This is a genomic window from Bacillus inaquosorum (assembly GCF_023238325.1).
In the GTDB taxonomy this organism is placed as follows: Bacteria; Bacillota; Bacilli; order Bacillales; family Bacillaceae; genus Bacillus; species Bacillus inaquosorum.
Map to the genome: position 1 here is coordinate 2,697,748 of NZ_CP096592.1, position 23,011 is coordinate 2,720,758.

Annotated in this window: 24 protein-coding genes and 1 pseudogene; 12 read left to right on the forward strand and 13 right to left on the reverse strand. The window is 41.7% G+C overall.

The genetic code is table 11. The features are described 5' to 3' along the window. The first annotated feature begins 10 nt into the window (after window positions 1-10). Together M1M80_RS13620 and M1M80_RS13625 are read left to right on the forward strand one after the other, a co-directional pair. A complete protein-coding gene (locus M1M80_RS13620) occupies window positions 11-208 on the forward strand; it encodes a hypothetical protein (protein ID WP_003237284.1) in 198 nt (65 codons plus the stop codon). A gap of 15 nt (window positions 209-223) precedes the next feature. Continuing rightward, window positions 224-523 (forward strand): spore coat protein, encoded by a 300-nt coding sequence (locus M1M80_RS13625; protein ID WP_003237286.1) that lies wholly within the window; start codon window positions 224-226, stop codon window positions 521-523. Between the two features lie 161 nt (window positions 524-684). On the opposite strand, the gene M1M80_RS13630 is transcribed toward M1M80_RS13625, so the two are convergent. Beyond that, a complete protein-coding gene (locus M1M80_RS13630) occupies window positions 685-966 on the reverse strand; it encodes an HPr family phosphocarrier protein (RefSeq protein ID WP_060399108.1) in 282 nt (93 codons plus the stop codon). A gap of 35 nt (window positions 967-1,001) precedes the next feature. Further along, window positions 1,002-1,982 carry an aldo/keto reductase gene (locus M1M80_RS13635; RefSeq protein ID WP_060399109.1) on the reverse strand — a complete coding sequence of 327 codons (981 nt, stop codon included), beginning with the start codon at window positions 1,980-1,982 and terminating at the stop codon, window positions 1,002-1,004. A gap of 165 nt (window positions 1,983-2,147) precedes the next feature. Here M1M80_RS13635 and M1M80_RS13640 point away from each other — a divergent pair, with 165 nt between their 5' ends. Next, entirely contained in the window at window positions 2,148-3,050 is a 903-nt protein-coding gene (locus M1M80_RS13640; RefSeq protein WP_060399110.1) for an AraC family transcriptional regulator, read from the forward strand. A gap of 176 nt (window positions 3,051-3,226) precedes the next feature. Here M1M80_RS13640 and M1M80_RS13645 read toward each other — a convergent pair whose 3' ends face one another. Both M1M80_RS13645 and adhR read right to left on the reverse strand, forming a co-directional pair. Then, the gene (locus M1M80_RS13645; protein WP_080429037.1) at window positions 3,227-3,640 is read right to left on the reverse strand and encodes a MerR family transcriptional regulator; all 414 of its coding nucleotides are present in this window, start codon (window positions 3,638-3,640) and stop codon (window positions 3,227-3,229) included. A 77-nt stretch (window positions 3,641-3,717) separates the two neighbouring features. After that, window positions 3,718-4,122: an aldehyde stress transcriptional regulator AdhR gene (gene adhR, locus M1M80_RS13650; protein ID WP_060399111.1), complete on the reverse strand. Its 405-nt coding sequence runs from the start codon at window positions 4,120-4,122 to the stop codon at window positions 3,718-3,720. A 179-nt stretch (window positions 4,123-4,301) separates the two neighbouring features. On the opposite strand from adhR, the pseudogene M1M80_RS13655 reads away from it, so the two are divergent. The 4 genes and pseudogenes from M1M80_RS13655 to yraA all read left to right on the forward strand — a co-directional run. Next, window positions 4,302-4,595 (forward strand): annotated as a pseudogene (locus M1M80_RS13655) (carboxymuconolactone decarboxylase family protein); the annotation flags it as partial. 45 nt (window positions 4,596-4,640) lie between these two features. Further along, entirely contained in the window at window positions 4,641-5,036 is a 396-nt protein-coding gene (locus tag M1M80_RS13660) for a cupin domain-containing protein (RefSeq protein WP_148982240.1), read from the forward strand. Between the two features lie 164 nt (window positions 5,037-5,200). Further along, window positions 5,201-6,250 carry an NAD(P)-dependent alcohol dehydrogenase gene (locus tag M1M80_RS13665; protein ID WP_060399113.1) on the forward strand — a complete coding sequence of 350 codons (1,050 nt, stop codon included), beginning with the start codon at window positions 5,201-5,203 and terminating at the stop codon, window positions 6,248-6,250. 151 nt (window positions 6,251-6,401) lie between these two features. Further along, window positions 6,402-6,911: a cysteine protease YraA gene (yraA, locus tag M1M80_RS13670; RefSeq protein WP_060399114.1), complete on the forward strand. Its 510-nt coding sequence runs from the start codon at window positions 6,402-6,404 to the stop codon at window positions 6,909-6,911. 90 nt (window positions 6,912-7,001) lie between these two features. On the opposite strand, the gene M1M80_RS13675 is transcribed toward yraA, so the two are convergent. The 8 genes from M1M80_RS13675 to M1M80_RS13710 all read right to left on the reverse strand — a co-directional run bounded on the left by M1M80_RS13675 (window position 7,002) and on the right by M1M80_RS13710 (window position 15,817). Beyond that, complete coding sequence (locus M1M80_RS13675) at window positions 7,002-9,035, reverse strand: glycoside hydrolase family 32 protein (protein ID WP_060399115.1); 2,034 nt, start codon at window positions 9,033-9,035, stop codon at window positions 7,002-7,004. Continuing rightward, a complete protein-coding gene (locus tag M1M80_RS13680) occupies window positions 8,968-9,111 on the reverse strand; it encodes a hypothetical protein (RefSeq protein WP_133486735.1) in 144 nt (47 codons plus the stop codon). The genes M1M80_RS13675 and M1M80_RS13680 overlap by 68 nt, the downstream gene beginning before the upstream one ends. A gap of 84 nt (window positions 9,112-9,195) precedes the next feature. Beyond that, complete coding sequence (levG, locus tag M1M80_RS13685; protein ID WP_003237310.1) at window positions 9,196-10,023, reverse strand: PTS fructose transporter subunit IID; 828 nt, start codon at window positions 10,021-10,023, stop codon at window positions 9,196-9,198. A 21-nt stretch (window positions 10,024-10,044) separates the two neighbouring features. Then, window positions 10,045-10,854 (reverse strand): PTS fructose transporter subunit IIC, encoded by an 810-nt coding sequence (levF, locus tag M1M80_RS13690; protein WP_003237312.1) that lies wholly within the window; start codon window positions 10,852-10,854, stop codon window positions 10,045-10,047. 16 nt (window positions 10,855-10,870) lie between these two features. Beyond that, a complete protein-coding gene (levE, locus tag M1M80_RS13695) occupies window positions 10,871-11,359 on the reverse strand; it encodes a PTS fructose transporter subunit IIB (RefSeq protein WP_003237315.1) in 489 nt (162 codons plus the stop codon). Next, window positions 11,359-11,799 (reverse strand): PTS fructose transporter subunit IIA, encoded by a 441-nt coding sequence (gene levD / locus M1M80_RS13700; protein WP_003237317.1) that lies wholly within the window; start codon window positions 11,797-11,799, stop codon window positions 11,359-11,361. The genes levE and levD overlap by 1 nt, the downstream gene beginning before the upstream one ends. A 190-nt stretch (window positions 11,800-11,989) precedes the next feature. Next, entirely contained in the window at window positions 11,990-14,797 is a 2,808-nt protein-coding gene (levR, locus tag M1M80_RS13705) for a transcriptional regulator LevR (protein WP_060399116.1), read from the reverse strand. Window positions 14,798-15,190: 393 nt separating this feature from the next. After that, the gene (locus M1M80_RS13710; protein ID WP_060399117.1) at window positions 15,191-15,817 is read right to left on the reverse strand and encodes a hypothetical protein; all 627 of its coding nucleotides are present in this window, start codon (window positions 15,815-15,817) and stop codon (window positions 15,191-15,193) included. 371 nt (window positions 15,818-16,188) lie between these two features. Between M1M80_RS13710 and M1M80_RS13715 the strand changes: the two genes are divergently transcribed. Further along, the gene (locus M1M80_RS13715) at window positions 16,189-17,577 is read left to right on the forward strand and encodes an amino acid permease (RefSeq protein ID WP_060399118.1); all 1,389 of its coding nucleotides are present in this window, start codon (window positions 16,189-16,191) and stop codon (window positions 17,575-17,577) included. A gap of 92 nt (window positions 17,578-17,669) precedes the next feature. On the opposite strand, the gene M1M80_RS13720 is transcribed toward M1M80_RS13715, so the two are convergent. Further along, window positions 17,670-18,302: a LysE family transporter gene (locus M1M80_RS13720; RefSeq protein WP_003237327.1), complete on the reverse strand. Its 633-nt coding sequence runs from the start codon at window positions 18,300-18,302 to the stop codon at window positions 17,670-17,672. A 151-nt stretch (window positions 18,303-18,453) separates the two neighbouring features. Between M1M80_RS13720 and M1M80_RS13725 the strand changes: the two genes are divergently transcribed. The 4 genes from M1M80_RS13725 to M1M80_RS13740 all read left to right on the forward strand — a co-directional run bounded on the left by M1M80_RS13725 (window position 18,454) and on the right by M1M80_RS13740 (window position 22,869). Continuing rightward, window positions 18,454-19,281: a TrmB family transcriptional regulator gene (locus tag M1M80_RS13725; RefSeq protein ID WP_019259009.1), complete on the forward strand. Its 828-nt coding sequence runs from the start codon at window positions 18,454-18,456 to the stop codon at window positions 19,279-19,281. A gap of 203 nt (window positions 19,282-19,484) precedes the next feature. Then, complete coding sequence (sigV, locus tag M1M80_RS13730) at window positions 19,485-19,985, forward strand: RNA polymerase sigma factor SigV (RefSeq protein WP_060399119.1); 501 nt, start codon at window positions 19,485-19,487, stop codon at window positions 19,983-19,985. Continuing rightward, on the forward strand, window positions 19,985-20,842 hold the full coding sequence (rsiV, locus tag M1M80_RS13735; RefSeq protein ID WP_003237333.1) for an anti-sigma-V factor RsiV: 858 nt from the start codon (window positions 19,985-19,987) through the stop codon (window positions 20,840-20,842). The genes sigV and rsiV overlap by 1 nt, the downstream gene beginning before the upstream one ends. Before the next feature lie 110 nt (window positions 20,843-20,952). Next, a complete protein-coding gene (locus tag M1M80_RS13740) occupies window positions 20,953-22,869 on the forward strand; it encodes an acyltransferase family protein (protein ID WP_060399120.1) in 1,917 nt (638 codons plus the stop codon). The last annotated feature ends 142 nt before the right edge of the window (window positions 22,870-23,011 follow it).

Here is a 23,011-nt window from a genome sequence, read left to right on the forward strand (position 1 = left end):
GGTGACGGGAATGGAATACGCCTTACACGAAGTGCTAGAAGTCCAAGAAATGACTGCATTTAAGACACTTTGTTTAACGAAATCCAAAACAATGAAGGCGCTGGTGTCTGATCCGAAGCTTAAAGCAATCATGCAGCAAGACGTTGACATCACCACACGGCAGCTGCAGGAATTTGCCTCTATTTTATCTAATGCAAAGCATGAATGAGGAGATGAGTGAATAATGAATCCTATCATTGAATATCTGACCGGCATGAATGTTCTAACAGACCAAATCATCGCCATGGACTTATTGATTGCAGCAAAAAACGGAGTCAGAAATTATGCGATGGCCGCAACGGAAGCGGGAACGCCTGAAGTGAAAGAGATCCTTATCCGTCATTTAGAGGAAGCCCTCGATATGCACGAACAAATCTCAAGCTATATGATGGAAAAGGGCTGGTACCATCCTTGGAATACAGACGAACAAGTCAAGCTGAATTTACAAAATATTGATACGGCGATTCAATTGCCAACCCTTTAACGGACAATGATTGATTTGCTGAGGAACAGTCTTGATTGACCATAACTGTGCCTCAGCTTCTGTATGTTAAGAAAAAGCTGAATAGAAGTGAGGGCGACTATGAGGAATCATAATAATTCTTTTTCCTTTGGATTTCTTCCGCTTCTCCTTCTCCGCCCGATTCATGAGCTGTTCATGAACCCGCTTTTTCTCATCTGATCTTCAATCGCTTGCAAGGCCTGTTCCTCGTCAATCCCTTCAGCTCTGATTTGAATGTGAGTTCCAGGTGTAATGCCTAATGACATCACATCAATAAGGGCCTTGGGCGGATTTTTCAGATGAACGCATTTCTCATGATGTAGAAGAAATACGTGAGAATGAAACTTGCAGGCTGCACGAACCAGCAAGGTTGCTGCACGGGCAAACCCTGTACTTGCAATAATTGTATACTGTTTTTCAATCATGCTCCCATGCTCCTTATCCCCTTAGTAACGGCATTTTAATGGTGGCCGACTATCGGATGGGGTACATATGGTTCTTCTAAAAGCGCGATTTCTTCAGATGTTAACTTAACAGATAGAGCTCTGACAGCATCTTCGAGGTGTGACATTTTCGTAGCACCAATAATAGGAGCTGTTACTGGTTCCTTCTGCAGCAGCCAAGCAATCGCGATATGGGTTCGGGAAACTCCGTGTTTTTCTGCGATTGCCGCAAGCCGCTCCACGACCAGCCGGTCAGCATCAGCAGTCGCATCGTATTTGGATTTCTGGATTTGATCGGTTTCGGAGCGATGCGTTGTTTCAGACCATTCACGTGTCAATCTTCCAGATGCGAGCGGGCTGTACGGAGTCACTCCAATTTTTTCTTCTTTGCAAAGCGGCAGCATTTCCCTCTCCTCTTCTCGGTATATCAGGTTTAAGTGATTCTGCATCGACACAAATTTGGTCCATCCATTCTTCTCTGCAACATGTAACGCCTTCTGGAACTGCCACGCATACATCGCAGAAGCGCCAATATACCTTGTCTTCCCGGCCTTCACCACATCATGCAATGCTTCCATCGTTTCTTCAATGGGTGTATGGTAATCCCAGCGGTGGATGATGTAAAGGTCTACATAGTCTGTTCCCAGTCTCTTAAGACTTTTATCAATTTCACTCATGATCGCCTTCCGTGAGAGGCCGGCACCATTTGGGCCCTCATGCATTCGCTGATGGACCTTCGTCGCAAGCACGATTTCATCTCGATTGGCATAATCCTTTAACGCTCTGCCAAGTATTTCTTCACTTGCTCCCATTGAATACACATTCGCCGTATCAAAAAAATTGATGCCAAGCTCAAGTGCTTTTTTGATGATGGGGCGGCTCTTTTCTTCATCGAGTACCCATTGATGAACCCACTTTTCTGCTGCACCAAAGCTCATACACCCCAGACAAAGCCTGGAGACATCTAAACCGGAATGTCCAAGTTTTACATAATCCATTTCTTGAGTCCCCTCTTTCCTTTTATCTGCTTCTCATTATGCAATGAATGCAAAAGCAGCCGTTATCCCATTTGTATCAAATGATTGCCTAATCCTCTCACAGCCAATGACACCACTTGCAAACAAGCATTATAATGAAAAATATCAAGTGAAGGAGAATGACGTATGTCTGTACGAATAGCCCAACAACAGGAAGAGCTTGCCGAACTCATTGAACGTTATTCATGCCGGGACGGTGTTCACAAGACTGCTGTTCCGTCTTTATTTTTCATCAGTGAATCTCATGCTTCCGAACCGGTTTATAGCGTTTACAAGCCATCATTTTGTGTGATTGTTCAAGGTGAAAAAGAAGTATTACTTGCAAAGGAGCGCATGAGGTACAGTCCTGCTGATTACCTTGTTGCATCTGTTAACTTGCCGGTTGCCGGGCAAGTGATAAAAGCCTCATGTGATGAGCCTTATTTGGCCCTTAAGCTAGAATTTTCTCCGAGCCAAGTCTTAGAGGTTTTAAGTGATTCTGACTTTCAAGCAGGGCCGAAAAAACACACGGAGAGGGCAATGTTTGTCAGTAAAATAGAGCCAGCTTTGCTGGATGCAGTTCTCAGGTTAGCCTTTTTGCTGGACACCCCGAAAGACATCCCGGTACTTGCCCCTATATTTACAAAGGAAATTCTCTATAGGGTTCTGCAAGGGCCGCACGGACGAACTCTGGAGCAAATTGCGATTGAGGGGAGCTATACCTATCGAATCAAAGATGTCATCGAACACATCATGAGGGAATTTGACCGGCCCCTTCGAACTGAGGAGCTTGCAGATATAGCGAATATGAGTGTTTCCTCCCTGCACAGGCACTTTAAAACTGTGACAGCTATGAGCCCGATTCAGTTCCAAAAACAGCTGAGACTGCAGGAAGCCAGACGCCTGTTATTAACGAAGTCAACAGATGCCGCGGATGCTGCATTCCGGGTCGGCTATGAAAGTCCATCACAATTCAGCCGTGAATACTCCCGCATGTTTGGTTTTCCGCCTAAAGAAGATATTAAACGGCTGAGGGGAAAATCTGACTAAATGAGCAACGGGGATTTATATTTTTTAAAGACCATACTAACTGTTTTTTTGATAGCTAAAGTAAGTTTTCGACTTAACGTCAAATATAAAAGCTGCTTTCCTCCTCATTCCTAAACAATAAAGGCTGAAGAGATTTTTTTTTGAAAAAATCACCTTCAGCCTTAAACCATTTGTTTTTATGACTTTCCCTCTTCATTTGGATAAAGGACAAACTCATATTGATCCCCCTTTATCTGGTCCTTGTAGAATTCAATCTTACGGTTTAATACATGCAGGTTTTGCTGTAAAGCTTGAATTTCTAATTCTACAAAGTGCTTACGCTTTTCAAGTAAATGCATCCTATCATGAATCGTTTCATCACCCATTGCTCGCCATGTTGTATATTGTTTTAGCTCTGTCATCGACATTCCTGAATCTTTCAAATGGAGCAAAAACCGCACCCATCCGATATCATGATCCGTAAATTCCCGTATATTATTCTCATTTCGATGAGGAGTCAGGAGCCCTTCCTTTTCATAATACCTGAGGGTACTTGTTGTCACACCGATGATGTTTGCAAATTCTCCAATCGAATAAGGAATCGTAACCACCTCTTTTGATTTCTTAATGGGTAAATCCTTATTTTTAACCTGCCCCCTCGGACGCAAAGAATGCTATCTTGCGTCACTTATCCGTGAAGACTTTCCGGTTTAAGCCTGCTTTTGAGATTAGCCTCATTTTCGCGCAATTTCCCATCATAATCTTCAATTTTTGTATCTAATCTTTTAATTGTTTCATCAATTTCTTTCCGCTTCTCTATCAGCCGCTGTCTTTCATCAGCCAGGATATTTTTGCGTGCTTCTACCGTTCGGTCTCCTTCAGTAAATAACGTTGTATATTCAATTAACGCGTCTATCGTTAGTCCAGCATTTCGCATGCATTTGATGAATTCAACCCATTTGATATCTTCCTCATCATAATCGCGAATGCCGCTTTCTTTTCGTTTTACCGGCGGGATCAATCCGACACGTTCGTAATATCTGAGTGTCGCCGCTGTCAGGCCAAACTGCTTGGCTACCTGCGCAATATTCATACTCTTCACCTCACTGTCCTGTATGTTTTGAAGGTAACACTTAAAGTTAACTTTAAGTCAAGCATCAAACAAGTTTTAGCTGCTGAACTTTTTTCAAAAACCAGGACTTGCCTTAAAGCACACTTTAAGCTCTATACTTCTCCATGCAATAAAAACAGTTTAGACGGAGGGATTATTGTATGGCAAAAAAACAAACTGCTGGACGAGATATACTAGGAGAATTTGCGCCAAAGTTTGCTGAACTTAACGATGATGTCCTGTTCGGTGCCATTTGGGCAAGAGAGGAAGAATTGTCTCCGCGCGATCGCAGCATGATTACAGTTTCTGCGTTAATTGCTGGAGGAAACATCGAACAATTAACTCCGCACCTTCAAAAAGCGAAGGAAAACGGATTAACAAAAGAGGAAATTGCAGAAATCATCACTCACCTCTCGTTCTATGCCGGATGGCCCAAAGCTTGGTCAGCATTTCATATCGCAAAAGAAATCTTCAAAAATGAAAAGAAAGAAGGTCAACTGATGACATTTGATCAATTAAGCAACAGCACAATCTTTCCGTTAGGTGAAAAAATTGAAGCGAACTTTATCGGAGATGCATATTTACAAATGATATTTACCGATGAGACGCCCCTCAATGCTTCAATCGGGAATGTCACTTTTGCTCCGGGAGCCCGCAATCACTGGCATTCTCATAAAGTTGGGCAAGTTTTGTTAGTGACAGGCGGTGAAGGCTGGTATCAAGAAGAAGGAAAACCAGCTCAATTACTCAAAACTGGAGATGTCATCAATATTCCGCCCCATGTAAAACATTGGCACGGGGCGACGAAAGACAGATGGTTTGTGCACTTAGCCATTACGCCGGGGGAAACGGATTGGTTAGAGCCTGTTCATGATGAGCTGTATCATACCTTATAAAATTGTTCTCGTTTTGCGTTCAGCAATTGAGATGAAGTTTTTTCAAAAAACCCCTTGCCTTAAAGCGGACTTTAAGGTTTATCGTTATGTTGAAGACACCATAAAACATAAATAGTGCATGTTTTTTATTTACATCACTTATGTTGAAGAAAGGATAGGTTCATATGTGTAATCAACATCAAACCCGTGTATTACGCGTATCACATGCAAAAGCTAAATTTGAACAAACAACGATTGAGCGAAGAGAATTACGGCCGCATGACGTCTTAATCGATATTCAATTCAGCGGTATTTGCCATTCCGACATCCATAGTGCATTTGATGAATGGGGCGGTGGCATCTTCCCAATGGTGCCCGGGCATGAAATTGCCGGGGTTGTCGCAGCTGTTGGGACAGAAGTGACGAATTTTGCTGTCGGGGACCGCGTCGGTGTCGGCTGTTTTGTTGACTCCTGCGGAGAATGCGAATACTGTCTCAGCGGTGAGGAACAGTTCTGCACAAAGGGTGTTGTTCAAACTTACAACTCACTAGACTACGATGGAAATCCGACGTATGGCGGGTACAGCCAAAAAATCGTTGTCACTGACAGATTTGTTGTTAGAATTCCAGACAGTTTGGAAATGGATGTTGCCAGTCCGCTATTGTGTGCAGGCATCACAACTTATTCCCCGCTGAAACACTGGAATGTTGGGCCTGGTAAAAAGGTTGCCATCGTAGGCGTGGGCGGTCTTGGACATTTGGCAATTCAATTTGCACATGCAATGGGTGCAGAGGTAACCGTCCTGAGCCGTTCCATGAATAAGAAAGAGGAAGCTCTGGAACTTGGGGCAGATCATTACTTTGCAACAAGTGACCCAGCTACATTCACTGCATTAGCCGGGCGGTTTGACGTAATCTTAAATACAGTATCCGCGAATCTTGATGTAGATGCCTATTTATCAATGCTTCGTATAGACGGAACACTTGTAAATGTCGGTGCACCTGCCGAGCAGGACACATACAGTGTGTTTTCCTTAATCATGGGCCGCCGCAGCCTAGCAGGTTCTCTTGTCGGCGGAATTTCAGAAACTCAAGAGATGCTGGATTTCGCCGCTGAGCATGGCATCACACCTAAAATCGAAGTGATCCGCGCTGACCAAGTGGACGAAGCATACGAACGTATCCTCCGAAGCGATGTCAGATATCGATTTGTGATTGATATTTCCACATTATAAGTCTAAAAAATGGGTTAGCCCTTCCATGGGCTGTCCCGTTTTTATTTAAATGAAACTCACGGAAAAACGATCTCCTTAAGCAAATGTTTTGAAGGCCGGTTAATCTACCTGTTATCCTATAGGCATAGAGAGGTTATAGGAGGGTTTTTATATGAGCAAAAAAATTGCAGTTCTCGTTACAGACCAATTCGAAGATATCGAATATACAAGTCCGGTAAAAGCATACGAGGAAGCTGGCTACAGTGTCGTAACTATCGATTTAGAAGCCGGAAAAGAAGTTACCGGTAAGCATGGCGAGAAAGTAAAGATCGACAAAGCAATCTCTGATGTGGACGCAAGTGAATTTGATGCACTTTTAATTCCTGGGGGATTCTCTCCGGATTTGCTTCGTGCAGATGACCGTCCGGGTGAATTTGCTAAAGCCTTTGTCGAAAATGAAAAACCTGTTTTCGCTATTTGCCACGGCCCGCAAGTATTGATTGATACGGATCTTCTGAAAGGCAAAGATATCACAGGCTACCGCAGCATCCGCAAAGATTTAATCAATGCCGGCGCAAACTACAAAGATGCAGAAGTAGTCGTCAGCCACAACATTGTCACAAGCAGAACACCTGATGATTTGGAAGCATTTAACCGCGAATCATTGAATTTGTTGAAATAATGAGAAGGCACAGACCGTTTGGGTCTGTGCCTTTTTTCAAGAGAAAATGTTGCAAGTCAGGGAATTGAACTTCATGAAAATCCCGCTATTTCATGACCCCTTGTTTACATTCTGAAAGACAGCAGTCGCATCCCACACATTCAAGCCAAATTGACCTTCAGAGAATGTGGAATCATTTGCATCGATCACAAGACGATCATCTAAATAGATTTTAAAGTGATCGCCCCGTGCTTCAGTTTTCAGATGATACTTTTTATTTACGTCTATCGGCGTTTTGTATTCGGCAATGACAGAAGCAGCACCGTTCTCAAATTTAAAGAATTTCACCAGGTCATGCTTCGCATCCACGTTGGCAAGATAACCGTTTTTGGCATCTTTGTCAGAGCGGAACATAAGCGCTCCTGCCCCTCTTCCGTTTCCATCCTTAATGGTGATATCAGATTCATAGGTGAAGTCTGATCCGGATGCTGAAGACAAGATAAAGGAATCGCCGTCCGACCTCCCTTGTTTCCCCTCAATTGTGTCGGCCCACGTGCCATTTGCAGTCGTCCAGCCAGTCAAATTAGAGATAAAAGGCGACGTTCCCCACACCTTTTTTAAAGGATATATCGTTAAAGATTTTAGCTTTACACCTCCATTTTCAGCATATAATTCAAGACCTTTGCTTGATCTATCCGGGAGAATGATATCGGTTATGACCTGCTGTCCGTCATTCCCAAATACCTCAACTGAAGAGCGGTCGACAAAAATGCGCATCTTTATGGTTCCATTTACCGGCTTGAGCGGAGCTGTTTGTATCCCAGTGTTAAATGTTGGATTAAAGGTGACGTTTCCCGATTCGCTCCGGTCAACGAACAGTTTGGTGTTCTTTCGGTCATAGCCGACTTTCGTGAATTGATTTTCGCCTGTTCGAACCTTAAAACCAAATTCAGGAGCTGAACCTGGAGATACTTGAAATTCTGCATGTAATTCATACGCATCTCCAGACAGGCCTGCTAACACATTTTGGCTTGCGGGCGATATGGTCTGATTCTTCCACTTCTTAGAGGTCCCGCGAATGGTTTGCAGCTCTTTTACTGGTGTTTGGACGACCCTAACTCCCCCGGTAAGCGTTTTCAATTTTAACTCTCTTGGAATGGACGCTGCACTTCTCCATGGGGATGTAGGAACATCATTCGCATATTGCCAATTGCTCATCCAGCCTAACCAAAGCCGCCGGCCGTCTGAGGACGGAATATCCGACCAGGATACAGCCGCATAAAAGTCTTTGCCGTAATCTGTCCAGAGAACTTTGTCTGACGGATTTTCGTTTTTAAAATGTGTTCCATCAAAGTCCCCTACGAAATACTGCATGCCTGATCCTCCCGAGACCGCTCCGTTTCCTACACTGACCTGCATCACCCATTTTTTTTGATTCGGGTTTCCGTCTACCGGAAGCTCAAACAAATCTGGGCATTCCCATACTCCCCCATGGCTTCCTTGTCCCTGGCCAAACTCACTTGCATAAGTCCACTGCTTCAGATTTTTGGATGTATAAATAAGGATTCGGTCACCGGCCGCAAGCAGCATCACCCACTTTTTTTCTTTTTCATACCAAAAGACTTTTGGATCGCGAAAATCTTTTTTTCCCGGGTTCGGAATGACAGGGTTGCCTGCGTATTTCGTCCATGTTCTTCCTTTGTCATTGCTATAAGCAATGCTTTGCACTTGATGGCCTTCCCGATCCTGTGTATAAATGGCCACAAGCGGCTTCTCTTCGCCTGTCTGAAAACCGCTTGTATTATTCCTATCTACAACTGCGCTTCCGGAAAAGATCGTGCCTTTTTCATCCGGATATAGCGCAACAGGAAGGTGCTTCCACGTAACCAAATCTTTGCTCACGGCATGCCCCCAATGCATGGGGCCCCACTGCATACCGTATGGATGGTATTGATAGAACAAATGATATTCTCCAGCATAATAGACCATTCCGTTTGGATCATTCATCCAGTTTGCCTCCGGCGTGAAATGATATTGAGGACGATAATCCTCATCATAGTAGCTTGAATCGGCTGCCTCAGCTGGAAATGCCAAAGTGAACAGCAGGGTGAACATGATGACGAATTGAATAAGTCTTTTTTTCATTTGTTTCTTCGCTCCTCTCTTCATGTTTGAACAATTTCAAGAGAGACTGCTGCGCAAGTTGATCCGTTTCTGGCACTCTTCCTCTGTTTCGCTGCTATCTGAATGATTCATATATGAAAAGACGGCTGCAGTTTCCCTCTTCTTTCTTACGTCACACAGCTTATGCTAAGAATCCAGCCCAATACCCAAGAATCCCGATGATAAAGATGCCGCATATAATGAGAAGAGGATTCACCCCTTTGCGCAACATCCACGCCACCAATAACGTTAATCCGAGAGGCAGCGCACCCGGCATGATGCTGTCTAATATATTTTGTACGGTTTGAACATCCACTTTTCCGCTTTCATCCTTAATCCTGGACACAACGATTGGAATGTTGATGGTGGTCCATTTGGAAACGAGAGCTCCCATTACAAATAATCCGAGAATCGAAGCACCTTCTGTAAGCTTTTGAATGCGATTCCCCGCTAAATCCTGAAGAATCTCCATTCCCTTTACATAGCCATACTTTAATCCATAATATTTTGTGCTTAATCTTATAGCGTTCAGCAAGAAAAAGAACAGCAAAGGTCCGGCAATGTTTCCTCCTAAAGCAAGCGATGCCCCTAACGCAGCTAAGACCGGGCGAATCGTTCCCCAGAAAATCGGGTCGCCTACACCCGCTATCGGGCCCATCAAACCGATTTTCATTCCGCTTATTGCTTTTCCATCAATTCCTTTATTGTTCGCCATTTCTTCTTCCATGGCTGCCGTCACGCCAAATATAGGCGCTGTCAGCCACGGATGTGTATTAAACCATTCTAAATGCCGCTGCAATGCTTCATTTCTTTTCGCTCCGGGACCGTACAATTTTTTGATCGCCGGTATCATGACATAGCAATATCCCATGGCCTGCACACGTTCGAAGTTAAAGGAGCCGAGCAAAAAATTTGAACGAATAAACATGCTGAAAATTTCTTTTTTCGTTAATCGTTTTTCTTTCTCCATCTTTTCATCACCCCTCATTGTTTAGGCATCAAGATCGTCATCATCGTCATCATAAACAGCAACATTCCCACTGTCTGAAGCGGCGGCCACCGCTCCGTGCGCGTTATGTCTTTGCATCACCTGCTGGTATAAAAGCGCCAGACAGAGACCAAGTGCTCCAAATCCTACTAAGTTGAAATCAGTAAACGCCGCTAATAAAAATCCAATATAGAAAAATGGCTTTAAGTAAGGAATATTCATCATATTGATCACCATGGCATATCCGACTACAACGATAATGCCTCCGCCTATTTGCAGCCCTTTTGTAATGACATCTGGAATATTTCCCAGGAACGCCTGAACAGCGCTGACACTAATCAAAGCTACAATCAATGTAGGAATCATGACGCGCAGCGCTTGAAACACCATCGCGGTAATATGCATAATTTCAATTCCTTTTATATTCCCTTCTTTTGCATATCGATCAGCGCGGTGAATGAAAAAGACAGTGATCGTCCGCACAAAAATCGTCAGCGCCTGACCCGCAGCTGCCAAAGCAACAGCGACGGCAATGCCTTCGCCAATTCCCTGATCAGCGGTAATGACTAAAATGGTAGAGATGACAGAGGCGATCGCTGTATCAGGCGCCATGGCAAGGCCGACGTTCATCCAGCCCAGCGCCATCAGCTCTAGTGTGCCTCCGAGAATAATTCCTGTTTTTAAATCCCCAAGCACCAAGCCGACTAGCGTGCAGGCCACAAGCGGCCGGTGTGTCTGCCCTTCATCCAATACACTTGCGATGCCGGTGATTGCTGCAATGATTAACAACAAAATAATTTGTAATGAAGACATATTCTCATCCCCTTGATTATTTTGTTACGTTCCGTAAAATCTGTACAAAGTCCTCGCTGGCATCTGAAGGCAGCTGCCTCAATTCCAGTTTCACACCCAGGTCACTTAATGTTTCAAACGCCTTTATGTCTTGTTCTGTGACACTGACTGATTTTGTAATTTGCCTGCGATGATTTTCAAAACGCATTCCCCCGACGTTTACGGTTTTGATCGGCACGCCTGCTTCTATAAGCGATACAATATCGGATGGATTTTCAAACAAGAGCATTGCCGTTACCCCTTCATAGCGCGGACTATGAAACGCTTTTGCCATTTTTGAAACCGAAACGGCACTCGCCTTTACATTTGAAGGCGCAACAGAAAGGATCAGCGTTTTTCTCATTTCGTCCTGTGCAACATCATCGGAGACAACGATGATTCGGTCTGCCGCATGGACTTTAATCCACCTTGTCAGGATTTGGCCGTGAATAAAGCGGTCATCAATTCTTGCTAACACAATGTTCATCACAATTCATCCTCTCTTGTTTCTTGATTGGCTGTTTTCACTTTTTCTAAATGTTCACTGCACACTTGAAAGCTTTGCTGGCTCATTGTTTTTAAGTTGTTTAGCAAATCTTTGAGAGTCACATGTTCTCTCAGGCTTAATACCTCCAGCAGAATCGGCAGGTTTACGCCGGCTGCCATATCCATTCTTTGATCCTCAGCAATGAAGGAAGCTGCCGCGTTATATGGGGTCCCTCCAAAAATATCAACTAAAAAAAGCACTTCATTTTCTTCCGGAATGTCCTTGAGCGCCTGATGATATTTTTCTTGCAGCGTTTGAATGCCTTCTCCTTTAAAAAACGGCACTGCGATTAGATTATTTTCTTCACCGAATATCATCCCTGAAGATTCTTTTAATGCTATGGGAAAATCTCCATGGCCACTGATAATAACTGAAATCATATCCATTGCTCCTTTCTTTGTTTTGTACATCCATTTATAATGCAAGGATCGTGCCAACATAGTTGTGTTAAGCGTTTTCATTTAAATTTCAGCCAATGACAGTCTGCTGTTGAAACACTTGAGATCAAAAAAATAAACCTGTATTAAAATGGCGTTCCATTTAATACAGGTTCACTTGAAAAAATCGCTTTTAAAACAGCTGGCCATGCACTTCTTCAGCGAATATGGCGGCAATAAATAATTTTTCATCATCACTTATGCGAAGTCCAAGCTTTTGTTCATATGGGGCTAATGTCCGCTCTGTCACGTTAAACATTTCTTTCAGCTGATCATTTATTTCTTCTTCCTCTGAGAAAGCAATCGGATTCTGCTTAATTACCCTTTCAAAGGCGAAAGCCGTATGCATGATGACTTTGATCAAAACTGCATTATTGAAAATGATTCCCAGCTCATCCTGAACGGTTTGCAGCCACTCTAATAACATTTCAATAACATGGTGAGGGTTCAAGAAGACAAGATACTTTTTCAAGCTATCCTCGCAAAGCTCCCTGACAATGATATTTGCTCCGTTTAATCCGCTGCTTAACGGAATGCTGCCTTTTGTAATCGCCTGTTGAATCAGCTTCTCTCCCTCCCCTTCAATTAACACTTCTAAAGATACATGCGGAGCATTGATTTTAGGGTCTTTCGTTCCGACTGTCGCAAGGATCTCATACTCTTTTTCAATTTCTTTTATGCTGTTTGCCAATTTAATGGATGAAACGGTCAATATGTGAATCGGGGTATCGGAGGCCTTGTTGGCAATCGTTGTTAGGATGTCTTCCAGCTTTTTGGCCGTTCCGCTGCCTGTCGTGCAGATGGAGACCAATGCCTTCTGTTTGCCGGATGCCGCTGGCTGCCGCTCCCATAACTCGATAAAATCTTTCGTGACCGATTGATATATTGCATGCAAATTTAAATTCAAATAGTTCACCTTTCTGACGGCATCCAGCACCATTGAGGTTGTAACATTGCTGATTGTTTTGACGGCAATGCCTGTCTTTTCCTCCAGCTTGCTTTCCAGCATTGCAAGTGACCCCATGTCTACCAGCATTAAAACACCTTCGCCTTCATCAACGTGTTTCATTTTTTCCGCTAAGCATTCGATAATTTCCGAAGGTGAAACAGTAAGCGGCATATCAACTGCTGCGATTGGAGTGCTGCCTAACAGTTCTGTTGCGACTTCAACCATTGAACTCGCCGTGCTGTTTCCATGAGCAGCCACGATAATCCCTACTCTTTTGTTCTCTTTTAACGATTTGATGGAATGAATCAGCATCGTTAAGTAGATGACTTCTATTTCCGGAATGGCGACTTTAAAATATTCCTGAATTTTATCTTTAAAAATCATCGCCACCCGATATTCTTTCACATGAGTCTCACGGATTTCATCAGTCTCCTGTGTATTTAAAACATCAATTTGCTTTCCGCGCTTTAAAAATGCGTCAATATGCATACTCAAGAAATAAATAAATTTACGGTCAAATGTGCAATCAAGCTCATGTTCAGCTATTTCTTTTAATTGTTTTGTCATTTGAATCACGTCGTCTTCAACGAATGTCAGCAGGCTGTCCTTTTGAAACGCCCGGTGTTGAAAAAAACTTCTGACATGCAAATGGACATCAGTCAAGATGTATTGGTTAATATCCTTTTTAGATAATCCTTCTTTCATGAGGGTTTTCACTTTTTCCTCGATCAAATGATACAAGTTAAATGAGAGGTCTTCGTCAATTTTTGTTGTTTCATCTTCTACAATCGGAGATATGATCGTTGTAATATTGACATATTCAGAAATGGCTTTGCTTCTTTGCATGTTTTTGCTGCTGGACATCCATTCTAGCTTGATTTCATCTGGCAGATCCCGGACAGTCAGTTCAATAACCTCATCTCGGTCAAGGTTGTGCAAAAATCCGTGTGCGCAAACTAACTGGACATTTGATTTCAGCTGCCCCACATTCCCAAATTTTGCAGAATGAATAAGCGCATTATAGACATCTATGTGCACACTCAGATTTTTCTTAATTCGCTCTGCTTCTTTCCCTAATAAAAACGTCGTCAGATCCACTCTTTCTTTAAGCGATCGTTCTTCAAGCGAAGGAATATGAATGGTCATTGGGATTCTTCGCAAAAATGTTTTCAATAGTGCAGAACTCGGATTTTCTGTAGTAGCGCAAATAAACAATACGTTCGATGTTCGTTTATGTTCAGATTCTCCAAGCCGGTTATAAGAACCGCTGTCAATAAAATAAAACAGCATTTCTTGTCCCTCAGGAGGAAGACGGTGGATTTCATCCATAAAAAGAATGCCCCCATTGGCCTGTTCGACTAAACCAGCCTTATCCTCCCCTGCGCCTGTAAATGAACCTTTTTTGTGCCCGAATAATTGAGAAAGCAATAATTGAGGATTGTTGTAGTAATCTGCACAGTTAAATGTAATAAACGGTGCGCCCGCCTTCAAAATGTCAGAGTAAATGGCAAACTGGTAAATCCGGTTCGCAAAAAGGGATTTACCGGAACCTGTAGGCCCTAAGAGGAGCATATGCAGACCGTTTGGCGGATAAAAGACAGCTGCTTTTGCCTGGGAAATTGCTTTCTTCAAACTGCCTTTTGCCCCAATCATAAGTTCTAGAGGATTCGTGGAAATATGTTGATGATTCTGTTTTGGATTCCCGGAAAACGGCTCAAGGTCTTTCACTTCCATCATCTCTGTATCCCATTTCTTGTTACATAACCTTTCCGCTATTTCGACTGGGATGTATCGTACAGGAAACGTTTTAATTTTTATGACCTTTTTGGACCGAACGAGATTGTTCAATTCAAAACTGACATTGGACCGCTCCATTTTCAGCTGCTCAGCAATTTCCTTTGCTGAATTCCCCTGTACTTTTAAAAGATGATCTAAGCTGGAGTCATGAAAATTATGCATGAGCTGAAGGTATATTTTATCTATTCTTTTCACGTCTATCATCCTTTGTCCTTATTAGATAAGCCCTTAACAAGAATATTCCGAATTTTTATGGCGGACAGCCTTGAAATTATCTATTGATACACTTCCAGAAAGGTCTTTATAGCAGATTGACATACTGACCTTTTATGCCTATGTGTTTATCACTTCGAATCATTTATATTTCATATTAGTATTTTAGATTCGCAGTTCTTCAAGCCTGCGCCCCTTCCAAAGTAATAATCAGTAAACAGTTTATCATTCTTCTGGAACGTAATGATGGCAAAATCATGAATGACAAAAAACAAAACTTATGAACCAGGACAAACTTCCCAAAATACATTCCCATCCATGACATCAATTGAATAACAAAAAAAGGCAGACACTTTATGTGTCCGCCACAGTGATTCACAATAAAAAATCAGGATTCAGCAGCTGCTCGATCTTTCTCTTTTCATTGTGCAAAACTTCTCCATCCTTACAATACATCTGGAAGGTCAATGAATCTGTAAACATAAAAACTTTATCTCCATCAGCAAAGAATAAATAATGATAATTCCTTGCAGCCATCTTGCCCAGGATTGAAAAATCACCGATATGATCGATTTGATATCCCCTGCAGTTTTCAATCAAAGTGGGCGTAAGACCATATAATCCGTTACCTATTAAAAAAGCCTTGTACGCTTTATAAGCATCAGCAAACTCATCATCCATTATATCGTCCAGATGACATTCTCCCTCCCAGTCATTACTTAGAAATGGCGTAACAATCGTTAGTCTGAAAGTTGATAGATAAGGAGATATCCATTGAAAAAATAGATCCTCCATATGGACCCACTGTTTTTTTGAGATTTTTATGTTTGAATACGGATTCTCGACTGAGTCAAAACCGAATGATTGATAAAAATCTTTTATGATAAGCATATTCTCCGGGAAACCAATCATGATGCGATGTTTATTATTCTCATGATGCTCCCAATCAAAAAACTGGTATTCAGATAAGATAGTCAATAGCTGTGCTGTTTGTAATTTCATTCTACGCCCTGCCTCGTGTCATACATTTCGCCTGTATCCTTATAAATGAGCTGGCCCTCATAAGTATACTGTCATCATATATCCTAGCAAAACAAAAAAGACACCGTCAAAACGATGTCTTTTTGATTGGTTTCCTCCTTTCTGGCTAAGAATACTTTACATTTTTTCAATATGCACAACACTGATGATTTTCATATTTTTCTACTATTCAATATAACCGGCAAGTAATAATAGAAAGTAAAAGGCATTTAACAGCTTTACGAACAAGGAAAATTTATTTTTAAAATTTAAAAATTAAACATTATATTCTCTTAAATGGTATAATATCCGATAAAACTTTATTCATCTTTTATTATTGGAGGAAAATAAAATTGACAGGCAATTCTAACAAAGACAATTTTGGACAACAGCAAAAATTGTCTAGAGGCCTTAAAAACAGGCATATACAATTAATGGCGATTGGGGGTGCAATCGGAACAGGCTTATTCTTAGGTTCAGGGAAATCCATCCACTTTGCGGGACCATCCATTTTATTTGCTTATTTGATCACGGGAGTCTTTTGCTTTTTCATTATGCGTTCGCTCGGAGAACTGCTCTTATCAAATGCGGGGTATCACTCTTTCGTTGATTTTGTAAGGGACTATTTAGGCGACATGGCAGCGTTTATCACTGGCTGGACCTACTGGTTCTGCTGGATTTCTCTCGCGATGGCTGATTTAACGGCGGTCGGTATTTATATGCAATATTGGCTTCCCGATGTGCCTCAATGGCTGCCGGGTCTTCTTGCGCTGATCATCTTGCTGATCATGAACCTTGCCACCGTTAAACTTTTCGGGGAATTAGAATTCTGGTTTGCATTGATCAAAGTCATTGCCATACTGGCTCTTATCGTAACTGGTATTTTCTTGATTGCGAAAGGTTTTTCTGCAGCTTCCAGCTCAGCCAGCCTCACGAATCTTTGGAGCCATGGCGGCATGTTTCCAAATGGATGGCATGGATTTATCCTTTCATTCCAAATGGTTGTCTTCGCTTTTGTGGGAATTGAACTTGTCGGACTGACAGCAGGTGAAACTGAAAACCCCCAAAAAGTGATCCCTAAAGCCATCAATCAAATCCCTGCCCGGATTTTACTTTTTTATGTCGGCGCACTTTTTGTGATTATGTGTATCTATCCTTGGAATGTTTTGAATCCAAATGAAAGCCCGTTTGTTCAAGTGTTCTCTGCTGTAGGCATCGTTGCCGCTGCCAGTATGATCAATTTTGTTGTATTAACATCAGCTGCATCAGCGGCCAATAGCGCTTTATTCAGCACAAGCCGCATGGTCTATTCTCTTGCCAAGGATCATCACGCACCTGGCTTGCTAAAGAAACTGACTTCATCTAAAGTTCCAAGCAATGCGCTGTTCTTCTCAACCATCGCCATTCTGATTGGCGTTAGCCTGAATTATATAATGCCGGAGCAAGTCTTTACACTGATTACTAGTGTTTCTACAATATGCTTCATTTTCATTTGGGGCATTACGGTGATTTGCCATTTGAAATATCGAAAAACAAGGCCGCATGAAGCGAAAGCAAGCAAATTTAAAATGCCTTTTTACCCATTATCCAACTACTTAACACTTGCATTTCTCGCGTTCATTCTTGTCGTATTGGCACTGGCGAATGATACACGTGTTGCTTTGTTTGTCACTCCGGTCTGGTTTGTTTTATTGATTATTTTGTATAAGGTGCAAACCATCAGGGGACATAAGATAAAATAACAAAAAAGACAAGGGATACTCACTCCCTTGTCTTTTTTGTATGCGCCAAACACTAAATTCATTTTGGTCTCCAACACCAACGGAACCGAAAATTAATTCAAACCAGTTTTGATGCCGAAACCAACTAATATAATGCCAGTTACTTTTTGAAAAGCTTTCTGAAACTTCGAGTTTTTCATCCATTTTTTTGCGTAATCAATAATATAAACGAGAAAGAGGAACCACAACACCGCTATTAAGGTTAAGATTGAAGCTAAAATAATGAGCTGCTGGTTTATATTTCCCTTCAGATTGATAAATTGGGGCATGATTGTAACATAAACCAAAACAGTTTTAGGATTGAGAATGTTACTAAGTGATCCCTGCATAAAGGAAGTTTTATAATAACGTTTCGGAGAATTTGCCGTGGTGTTTGCTTGGGATTGCATGTCATCTATAGAAAACATACTTTTGGCAAAAAAACTTTTTACACCTAAATAAATTAGGTATGCTGCTCCCAAATATTTAATCGTTGTGAAAAGAATCACTGACTTTGCAATCACCACTGATAATCCTAAAATGGCAATAACCGTCCAAAAGGAAAGTCCTGTTGCCAATCCGAGAATGTTATAACGGCCAGCCTTTGCGCCATATCTAAGGGTATTCTTCATAACAAGCATCGTATCTGCTCCCGGTATGATAACCATCATGGCAGCGATCGGAATGTATGCGAGTAAGCTATGCATTTCTTCTCCCCCTTTAAAAATCTCTCCGACATATAGTGACTACAAAAGTAACTACTTAAAAAATTGTATCAATACGTTTGGAATAAATCAATATGGTTTGTTAAAATAGCGATTACAAAGGCAGGCGACTGCTCTTTATATTGGAGGATATATGAAAGAAAATATGTTAGACATTTTAAAAAACCTCAATTTTACCGAATATGAATCGAAAGCATATCTTGCTTTATTGCAAGAATCGCCTTTAACAGGCTATGCCGTCGCCAAAAAATCCGGAGTGCCCCGCTCAAAAATTTATGAAGTTTTGGAAAGTCTTGTCTTAAGGGGAGATGTTTTTGTAAGTCACGGAAATACGCCTCAGTATGTGCCTGTCCCCGCTAAAGAACTGATTAAAAACCGCCGGCTCAAAGCGGAAGAGCATTTTGACCAGGCTGAGAAATACTTTGAAAACTTCGAGCAGACCGCAAATGACCGGGAAAATATCTGGAATATCACCGGACGCAGTGAAATTCTTGAAAAGGTGAAGGCTTGTATTTTATCCGCAAAAAAAAGAATTCTTTTAGAAATCTGGAAAGAGGATTATGAAGAAATAGAAACAGAGCTGAGACAGGCGGCAACTAAAGGTGTAAATGTCACCATCATTGCGTACGGAGATATCGCATCTGATTTTGCTGCTGTGTACCTTCATGATATGAGCAGTGAAATTACAGAAGAGTATGACGGGCGGTGGCTTGTATATAGCGGAGATGATTCAGAAGTAGTAGCGGGTATAGTCTCTCTTGGTAACGACAGCCGTGCTGCATGGACGATGCATGTAGGTTTAGTCATGCCTATTACTGAAGTGATCATTCATGATCTGTACCTCATGGAAATTCTGAAAAAGCATAGAGGGCTTTTAGAAGAAAGCTTTGGAAAAAATCTCATCCAGCTGCGCCGCAAATTTTCTATCCACTCAGATTTCAAAAAACATTATCTGGAATAGAGCAATAGTATAAAAACATGGCTTGTATCAACAAGCCATGTTTTTATATGCATTCCTTTCTGCAAAGTTTTTGCAATTCTCCCCCGCTCTGATCACTTCTTTAAAAAAATGTGATTCTGCGCAAACTATTTTTCAGCCTGCCGCGTCTATCCTAGGTAACAGCCTATGATATACGTATATTCAAAAAGGAGCCCTTTATTGCAATGAAGAAAAAACAAACAACAAAAGCGTTGCTTGTCACATGCATAACTGATCATAAGCAAGATTTCTACAGGTTGGCTTTTAGTTATGTAAAAAATCAAGATGACGCATTAGATATTGTTCAGGAATCTATAAAAAAAGCACTGAGCTCAGTTGAAACGGTCAGAAACCCTGAGACGATAAAAAGCTGGTTTTATAAAATTTTAGTACGGACAGCTATTGATTTTTTGCGCAAACAAAAAAAGGTAAAAGTGATGGATGACGAAACGTTAGAGTTTTTAAGCAACGGAAAGGAAGACCATTACAAGGACACTGATCTTCATGAGGCGCTTGACGAATTGCCGTACCGTTATAAAACCATTATTATTTTGCGCTTTTTTGAAGACCTCAAATTAGAAGAAATTGCGGAAATTACAGGGGAAAACATGAATACCGTCAAAACGCGCTTATACAGAGCATTGAAGCTGATGCGCATTCAGTTGACGAAGGAGGATCTTTCTTAATGGATAAGAGATTGCAGCAATTAAGAGAAGAATATAAAAGTGTTCAGATTCCTAAGGAACTTGATATCATTGTTGAAAAAGCCCTTCAGCAAGAACCAAAAAAGAAAAGAATCGTCATGTGGCCGACATCAGCAGCTGTCGCGGCGGCTATTTTATTCACTGCACTTGTCAACATCAACCCAGACGCAGCTCAAGCGATGTCAAGAATCCCTGTCATCGGCAAGATTGTCAAGGCCATCACTTTTATTGAGATCAAAGAAGAGAAAGATCAATCGAGCATCGATGTCAAAACACCTGCTCTGTCCGGACTTTCTAATAAAGAGCTTGAAAACAGCATTAACCAGAAATACTTGAAAGAAAGCAAGCAGCTGTACAAAGAATTTATACAGTCTACATCCAAAAACAAAAAAGGACATCTCAGTATCTACAGTGATTACGAGACAGTAACAGACACGCCAGATCTACTCTCTATTCGGCGTGATATTGAAAAAACACAAGCATCATCTTACACACAAAGCCGCTATATCACGATTGACAAAAAGAATGATATTTTACTGACATTAAAAAGCTTGTTCAAAGATGAGAGCTATATTAAAGTCATCAGCCAAAACATCAAAGAACAAATGAAACAGCAAATGAAGGAAGATCCAAATAAAATATATTGGCTCACTGACGAAGATGCAGAACCGTTCAAAACGATTTTGCCTGATCAAACGTTTTATATTACTGAAGACCATAAACTTGTGATCTCATTTGATGAATATGAAGTTGCCCCCGGCTATATGGGCGTTACCGAGTTTAAAATTCCAACAAGCGTCATTTCAAGCTTGCTCGTGGGAGAACGTTATGTTCGATAATATAAAAAACATCCATCTCATACCATGGATGTTTTCTCTCTTCTCTATTTGAGGTCGTAACCTCGCTGCCAAAACAACGAGAATCTCTGCACACTATTGGAGGAATACCCATGTATCACAAGACACAGCATCATCGATATATCCCTGGACTCGATGGCCTTCGGGCTTTTGCCGTCCTGTCAGTTATCGCTTATCACCTAAACTTCAGCTGGGCTAACGGAGGCTTCATTGGAGTTGATATCTTTTTTGTTTTATCCGGCTATTTAATTACATCCATTCTATTGCCGGCACATGGAAATGATATCAGCCTTGATTTTCGGGACTTTTGGGTGCGCCGAATTCGGCGGCTTCTGCCAGCGGCTTACCTCATGATCTTTTTTACTGTTATTTGGGTTGTATTGTTTGACAGGGAACTATTGCACACTATACGCGGAGATGCCATTTCCTCTCTCTTTTATATGAGTAATTGGTGGTTTATTTTTCACAAACTATCATATTTTGATAGTTTCGGTTCCCCATCACCTCTGAAAAACCTTTGGTCGCTGGCGATTGAAGAACAATTTTATATGATATGGCCGATGTTCTTGGTTGTTGGAATGTACATATTTAAAAAACGCGCCAGATTGGCGGCGGCGGTGTCATTGCTAGCGCTTTGTTCAGCCGTGATGATGAGCATATTGTATGAACCCGGCGGAGATCCGAGCCGCGTGTACTACGGAACAGATACTCGTTCGTTTGCACTTCTCATCGGGTGTGCCCTAGCTCTGGTATGGCCGATGAAAAGACTGTCTTCCAACAGGCTGTCAAACAAACTGAAGCACACTTTGCGCGCTACTGAACTTTCGGCGTTTTGTATTTTAGTGTTGTGTGTCTATTTCACAGATCAATATGAGCCTTTTCTTTACAGAGGCGGAATGCTTTTGATTAGCATGATTGCCGCAATCCTTATTGCATGTGTATGCCATCCGAGCAGCTTTTTAGGCAATCTGCTTTCATGGAGGCCGCTCCGTTGGCTTGGAACGAGGTCTTACGGTATTTATCTTTGGCACTACCCTGTTATTGTGTTAAGCACGCCAGTTCAAGAAATCGGAAACCCTGTTTTTTGGCATATTGTGCTAAAGGTCATTGTTACATTTATACTCGCCGAGCTTTCCTATCATTTTATCGAGAAACCCGTACGGACACAGGGATTTAGATCATTTTTCCGCCGTATTTTTATACATAGAATCAGAGAATGGAAAACGACATCTGTCATCAGCAAAACGTCAATGGGTTTCGTCATTCTCGCTATACTTATTTTTGCAGGAGGGCTGTCTGGGCTAGCCGGAGAGCAAAAGCACCCCACCAAATGGACGTATAGCTCACAAAAATCAAACGCTGATACCAGCCAGGCTTCTGAGGATAGAAAGAAAGCTGAAGCTGATAAAGACAGGGAAAACAATCCTGAACAAAAGACAACAGACTCCAATCAAGATCAAAAGGAAAACAAAAATAATGATCAAGAGACTAGTAAAAATAAAGACAAGCAATCTCAGCAGGCGAAAGAACCAGCAGACTCTGATAAAGAAGTGTTAGCTATAGGAGATTCCGTCATGCTTGATATTGCCTCACACCTCCGCCAGTCACTTTCACATGTTACGATTGATGGAAAGGTGGGGAGACAAATGTCTCAAGCCCTGGAACTCGCAAAAGAATACAAGTCTTTTAATCAGCCGAACAAGGCTGTCATCATTGAGCTGGGAACCAATGGCTACTTTACAAACAGCCAAATCGAACAATTGCTTCAATCTTTCTCAAAAGCTCATATCTATCTTGTTAATACACGAGTTCCCCGCCAATGGGAAAGCAAGGTAAATGAATCTTTGCAGCAACAGGCCCACGCACATCAAAATGTTACGTTAGTTGACTGGCACACAGAAGCTCTACAGCATCCAGAATATTTTACACCTGATGGCGTACACTTGGTTCCTCAAGGGGCTAAAGCTTTGACTGGTCTTATTGTTCAGGCGATGAAATCGTTTTTGTAAGATAAGAGGTCCTATTTAGACCTCTTTTTTATATGTCTAAACAGTTGAAGCTGAAGAAAGTGCTTGAGATCGTTGATCATTCTCTAACCATCTCCTTTTTTCAAGGCAATTCTTATGTTTACATGTTGTTTACGTGAGGGTA

What these genes read in the sequence shown, in the direction of transcription:
- M1M80_RS13620 (WP_003237284.1), top strand. Translation starts at nt 11, where the DNA reads ATGGAATACGCCTTACACGAAGTGCTAGAAGTCCAAGAAATGACTGCA.
- M1M80_RS13625 (WP_003237286.1), top strand. Translation starts at nt 224, where the DNA reads ATGAATCCTATCATTGAATATCTGACCGGCATGAATGTTCTAACAGAC.
- M1M80_RS13630 (WP_060399108.1), bottom strand. Translation starts at nt 966, where the DNA reads ATGATTGAAAAACAGTATACAATTATTGCAAGTACAGGGTTTGCCCGT.
- M1M80_RS13635 (WP_060399109.1), bottom strand. Translation starts at nt 1,982, where the DNA reads ATGGATTATGTAAAACTTGGACATTCCGGTTTAGATGTCTCCAGGCTT.
- M1M80_RS13640 (WP_060399110.1), top strand. Translation starts at nt 2,148, where the DNA reads ATGTCTGTACGAATAGCCCAACAACAGGAAGAGCTTGCCGAACTCATT.
- adhR (WP_060399111.1), bottom strand. Translation starts at nt 4,122, where the DNA reads ATGAATATTGCGCAGGTAGCCAAGCAGTTTGGCCTGACAGCGGCGACA.
- M1M80_RS13660 (WP_148982240.1), top strand. Translation starts at nt 4,641, where the DNA reads ATGACATTTGATCAATTAAGCAACAGCACAATCTTTCCGTTAGGTGAA.
- M1M80_RS13665 (WP_060399113.1), top strand. Translation starts at nt 5,201, where the DNA reads ATGTGTAATCAACATCAAACCCGTGTATTACGCGTATCACATGCAAAA.
- yraA (WP_060399114.1), top strand. Translation starts at nt 6,402, where the DNA reads ATGAGCAAAAAAATTGCAGTTCTCGTTACAGACCAATTCGAAGATATC.
- M1M80_RS13675 (WP_060399115.1), bottom strand. Translation starts at nt 9,035, where the DNA reads ATGAAAAAAAGACTTATTCAATTCGTCATCATGTTCACCCTGCTGTTC.
- levG (WP_003237310.1), bottom strand. Translation starts at nt 10,023, where the DNA reads ATGGAGAAAGAAAAACGATTAACGAAAAAAGAAATTTTCAGCATGTTT.
- levF (WP_003237312.1), bottom strand. Translation starts at nt 10,854, where the DNA reads ATGTCTTCATTACAAATTATTTTGTTGTTAATCATTGCAGCAATCACC.
- levE (WP_003237315.1), bottom strand. Translation starts at nt 11,359, where the DNA reads ATGAACATTGTGTTAGCAAGAATTGATGACCGCTTTATTCACGGCCAA.
- levD (WP_003237317.1), bottom strand. Translation starts at nt 11,799, where the DNA reads ATGATTTCAGTTATTATCAGTGGCCATGGAGATTTTCCCATAGCATTA.
- M1M80_RS13710 (WP_060399117.1), bottom strand. Translation starts at nt 15,817, where the DNA reads ATGAAATTACAAACAGCACAGCTATTGACTATCTTATCTGAATACCAG.
- M1M80_RS13720 (WP_003237327.1), bottom strand. Translation starts at nt 18,302, where the DNA reads ATGCATAGCTTACTCGCATACATTCCGATCGCTGCCATGATGGTTATC.
- M1M80_RS13725 (WP_019259009.1), top strand. Translation starts at nt 18,454, where the DNA reads ATGAAAGAAAATATGTTAGACATTTTAAAAAACCTCAATTTTACCGAA.
- sigV (WP_060399119.1), top strand. Translation starts at nt 19,485, where the DNA reads ATGAAGAAAAAACAAACAACAAAAGCGTTGCTTGTCACATGCATAACT.
- rsiV (WP_003237333.1), top strand. Translation starts at nt 19,985, where the DNA reads ATGGATAAGAGATTGCAGCAATTAAGAGAAGAATATAAAAGTGTTCAG.
- M1M80_RS13740 (WP_060399120.1), top strand. Translation starts at nt 20,953, where the DNA reads ATGTATCACAAGACACAGCATCATCGATATATCCCTGGACTCGATGGC.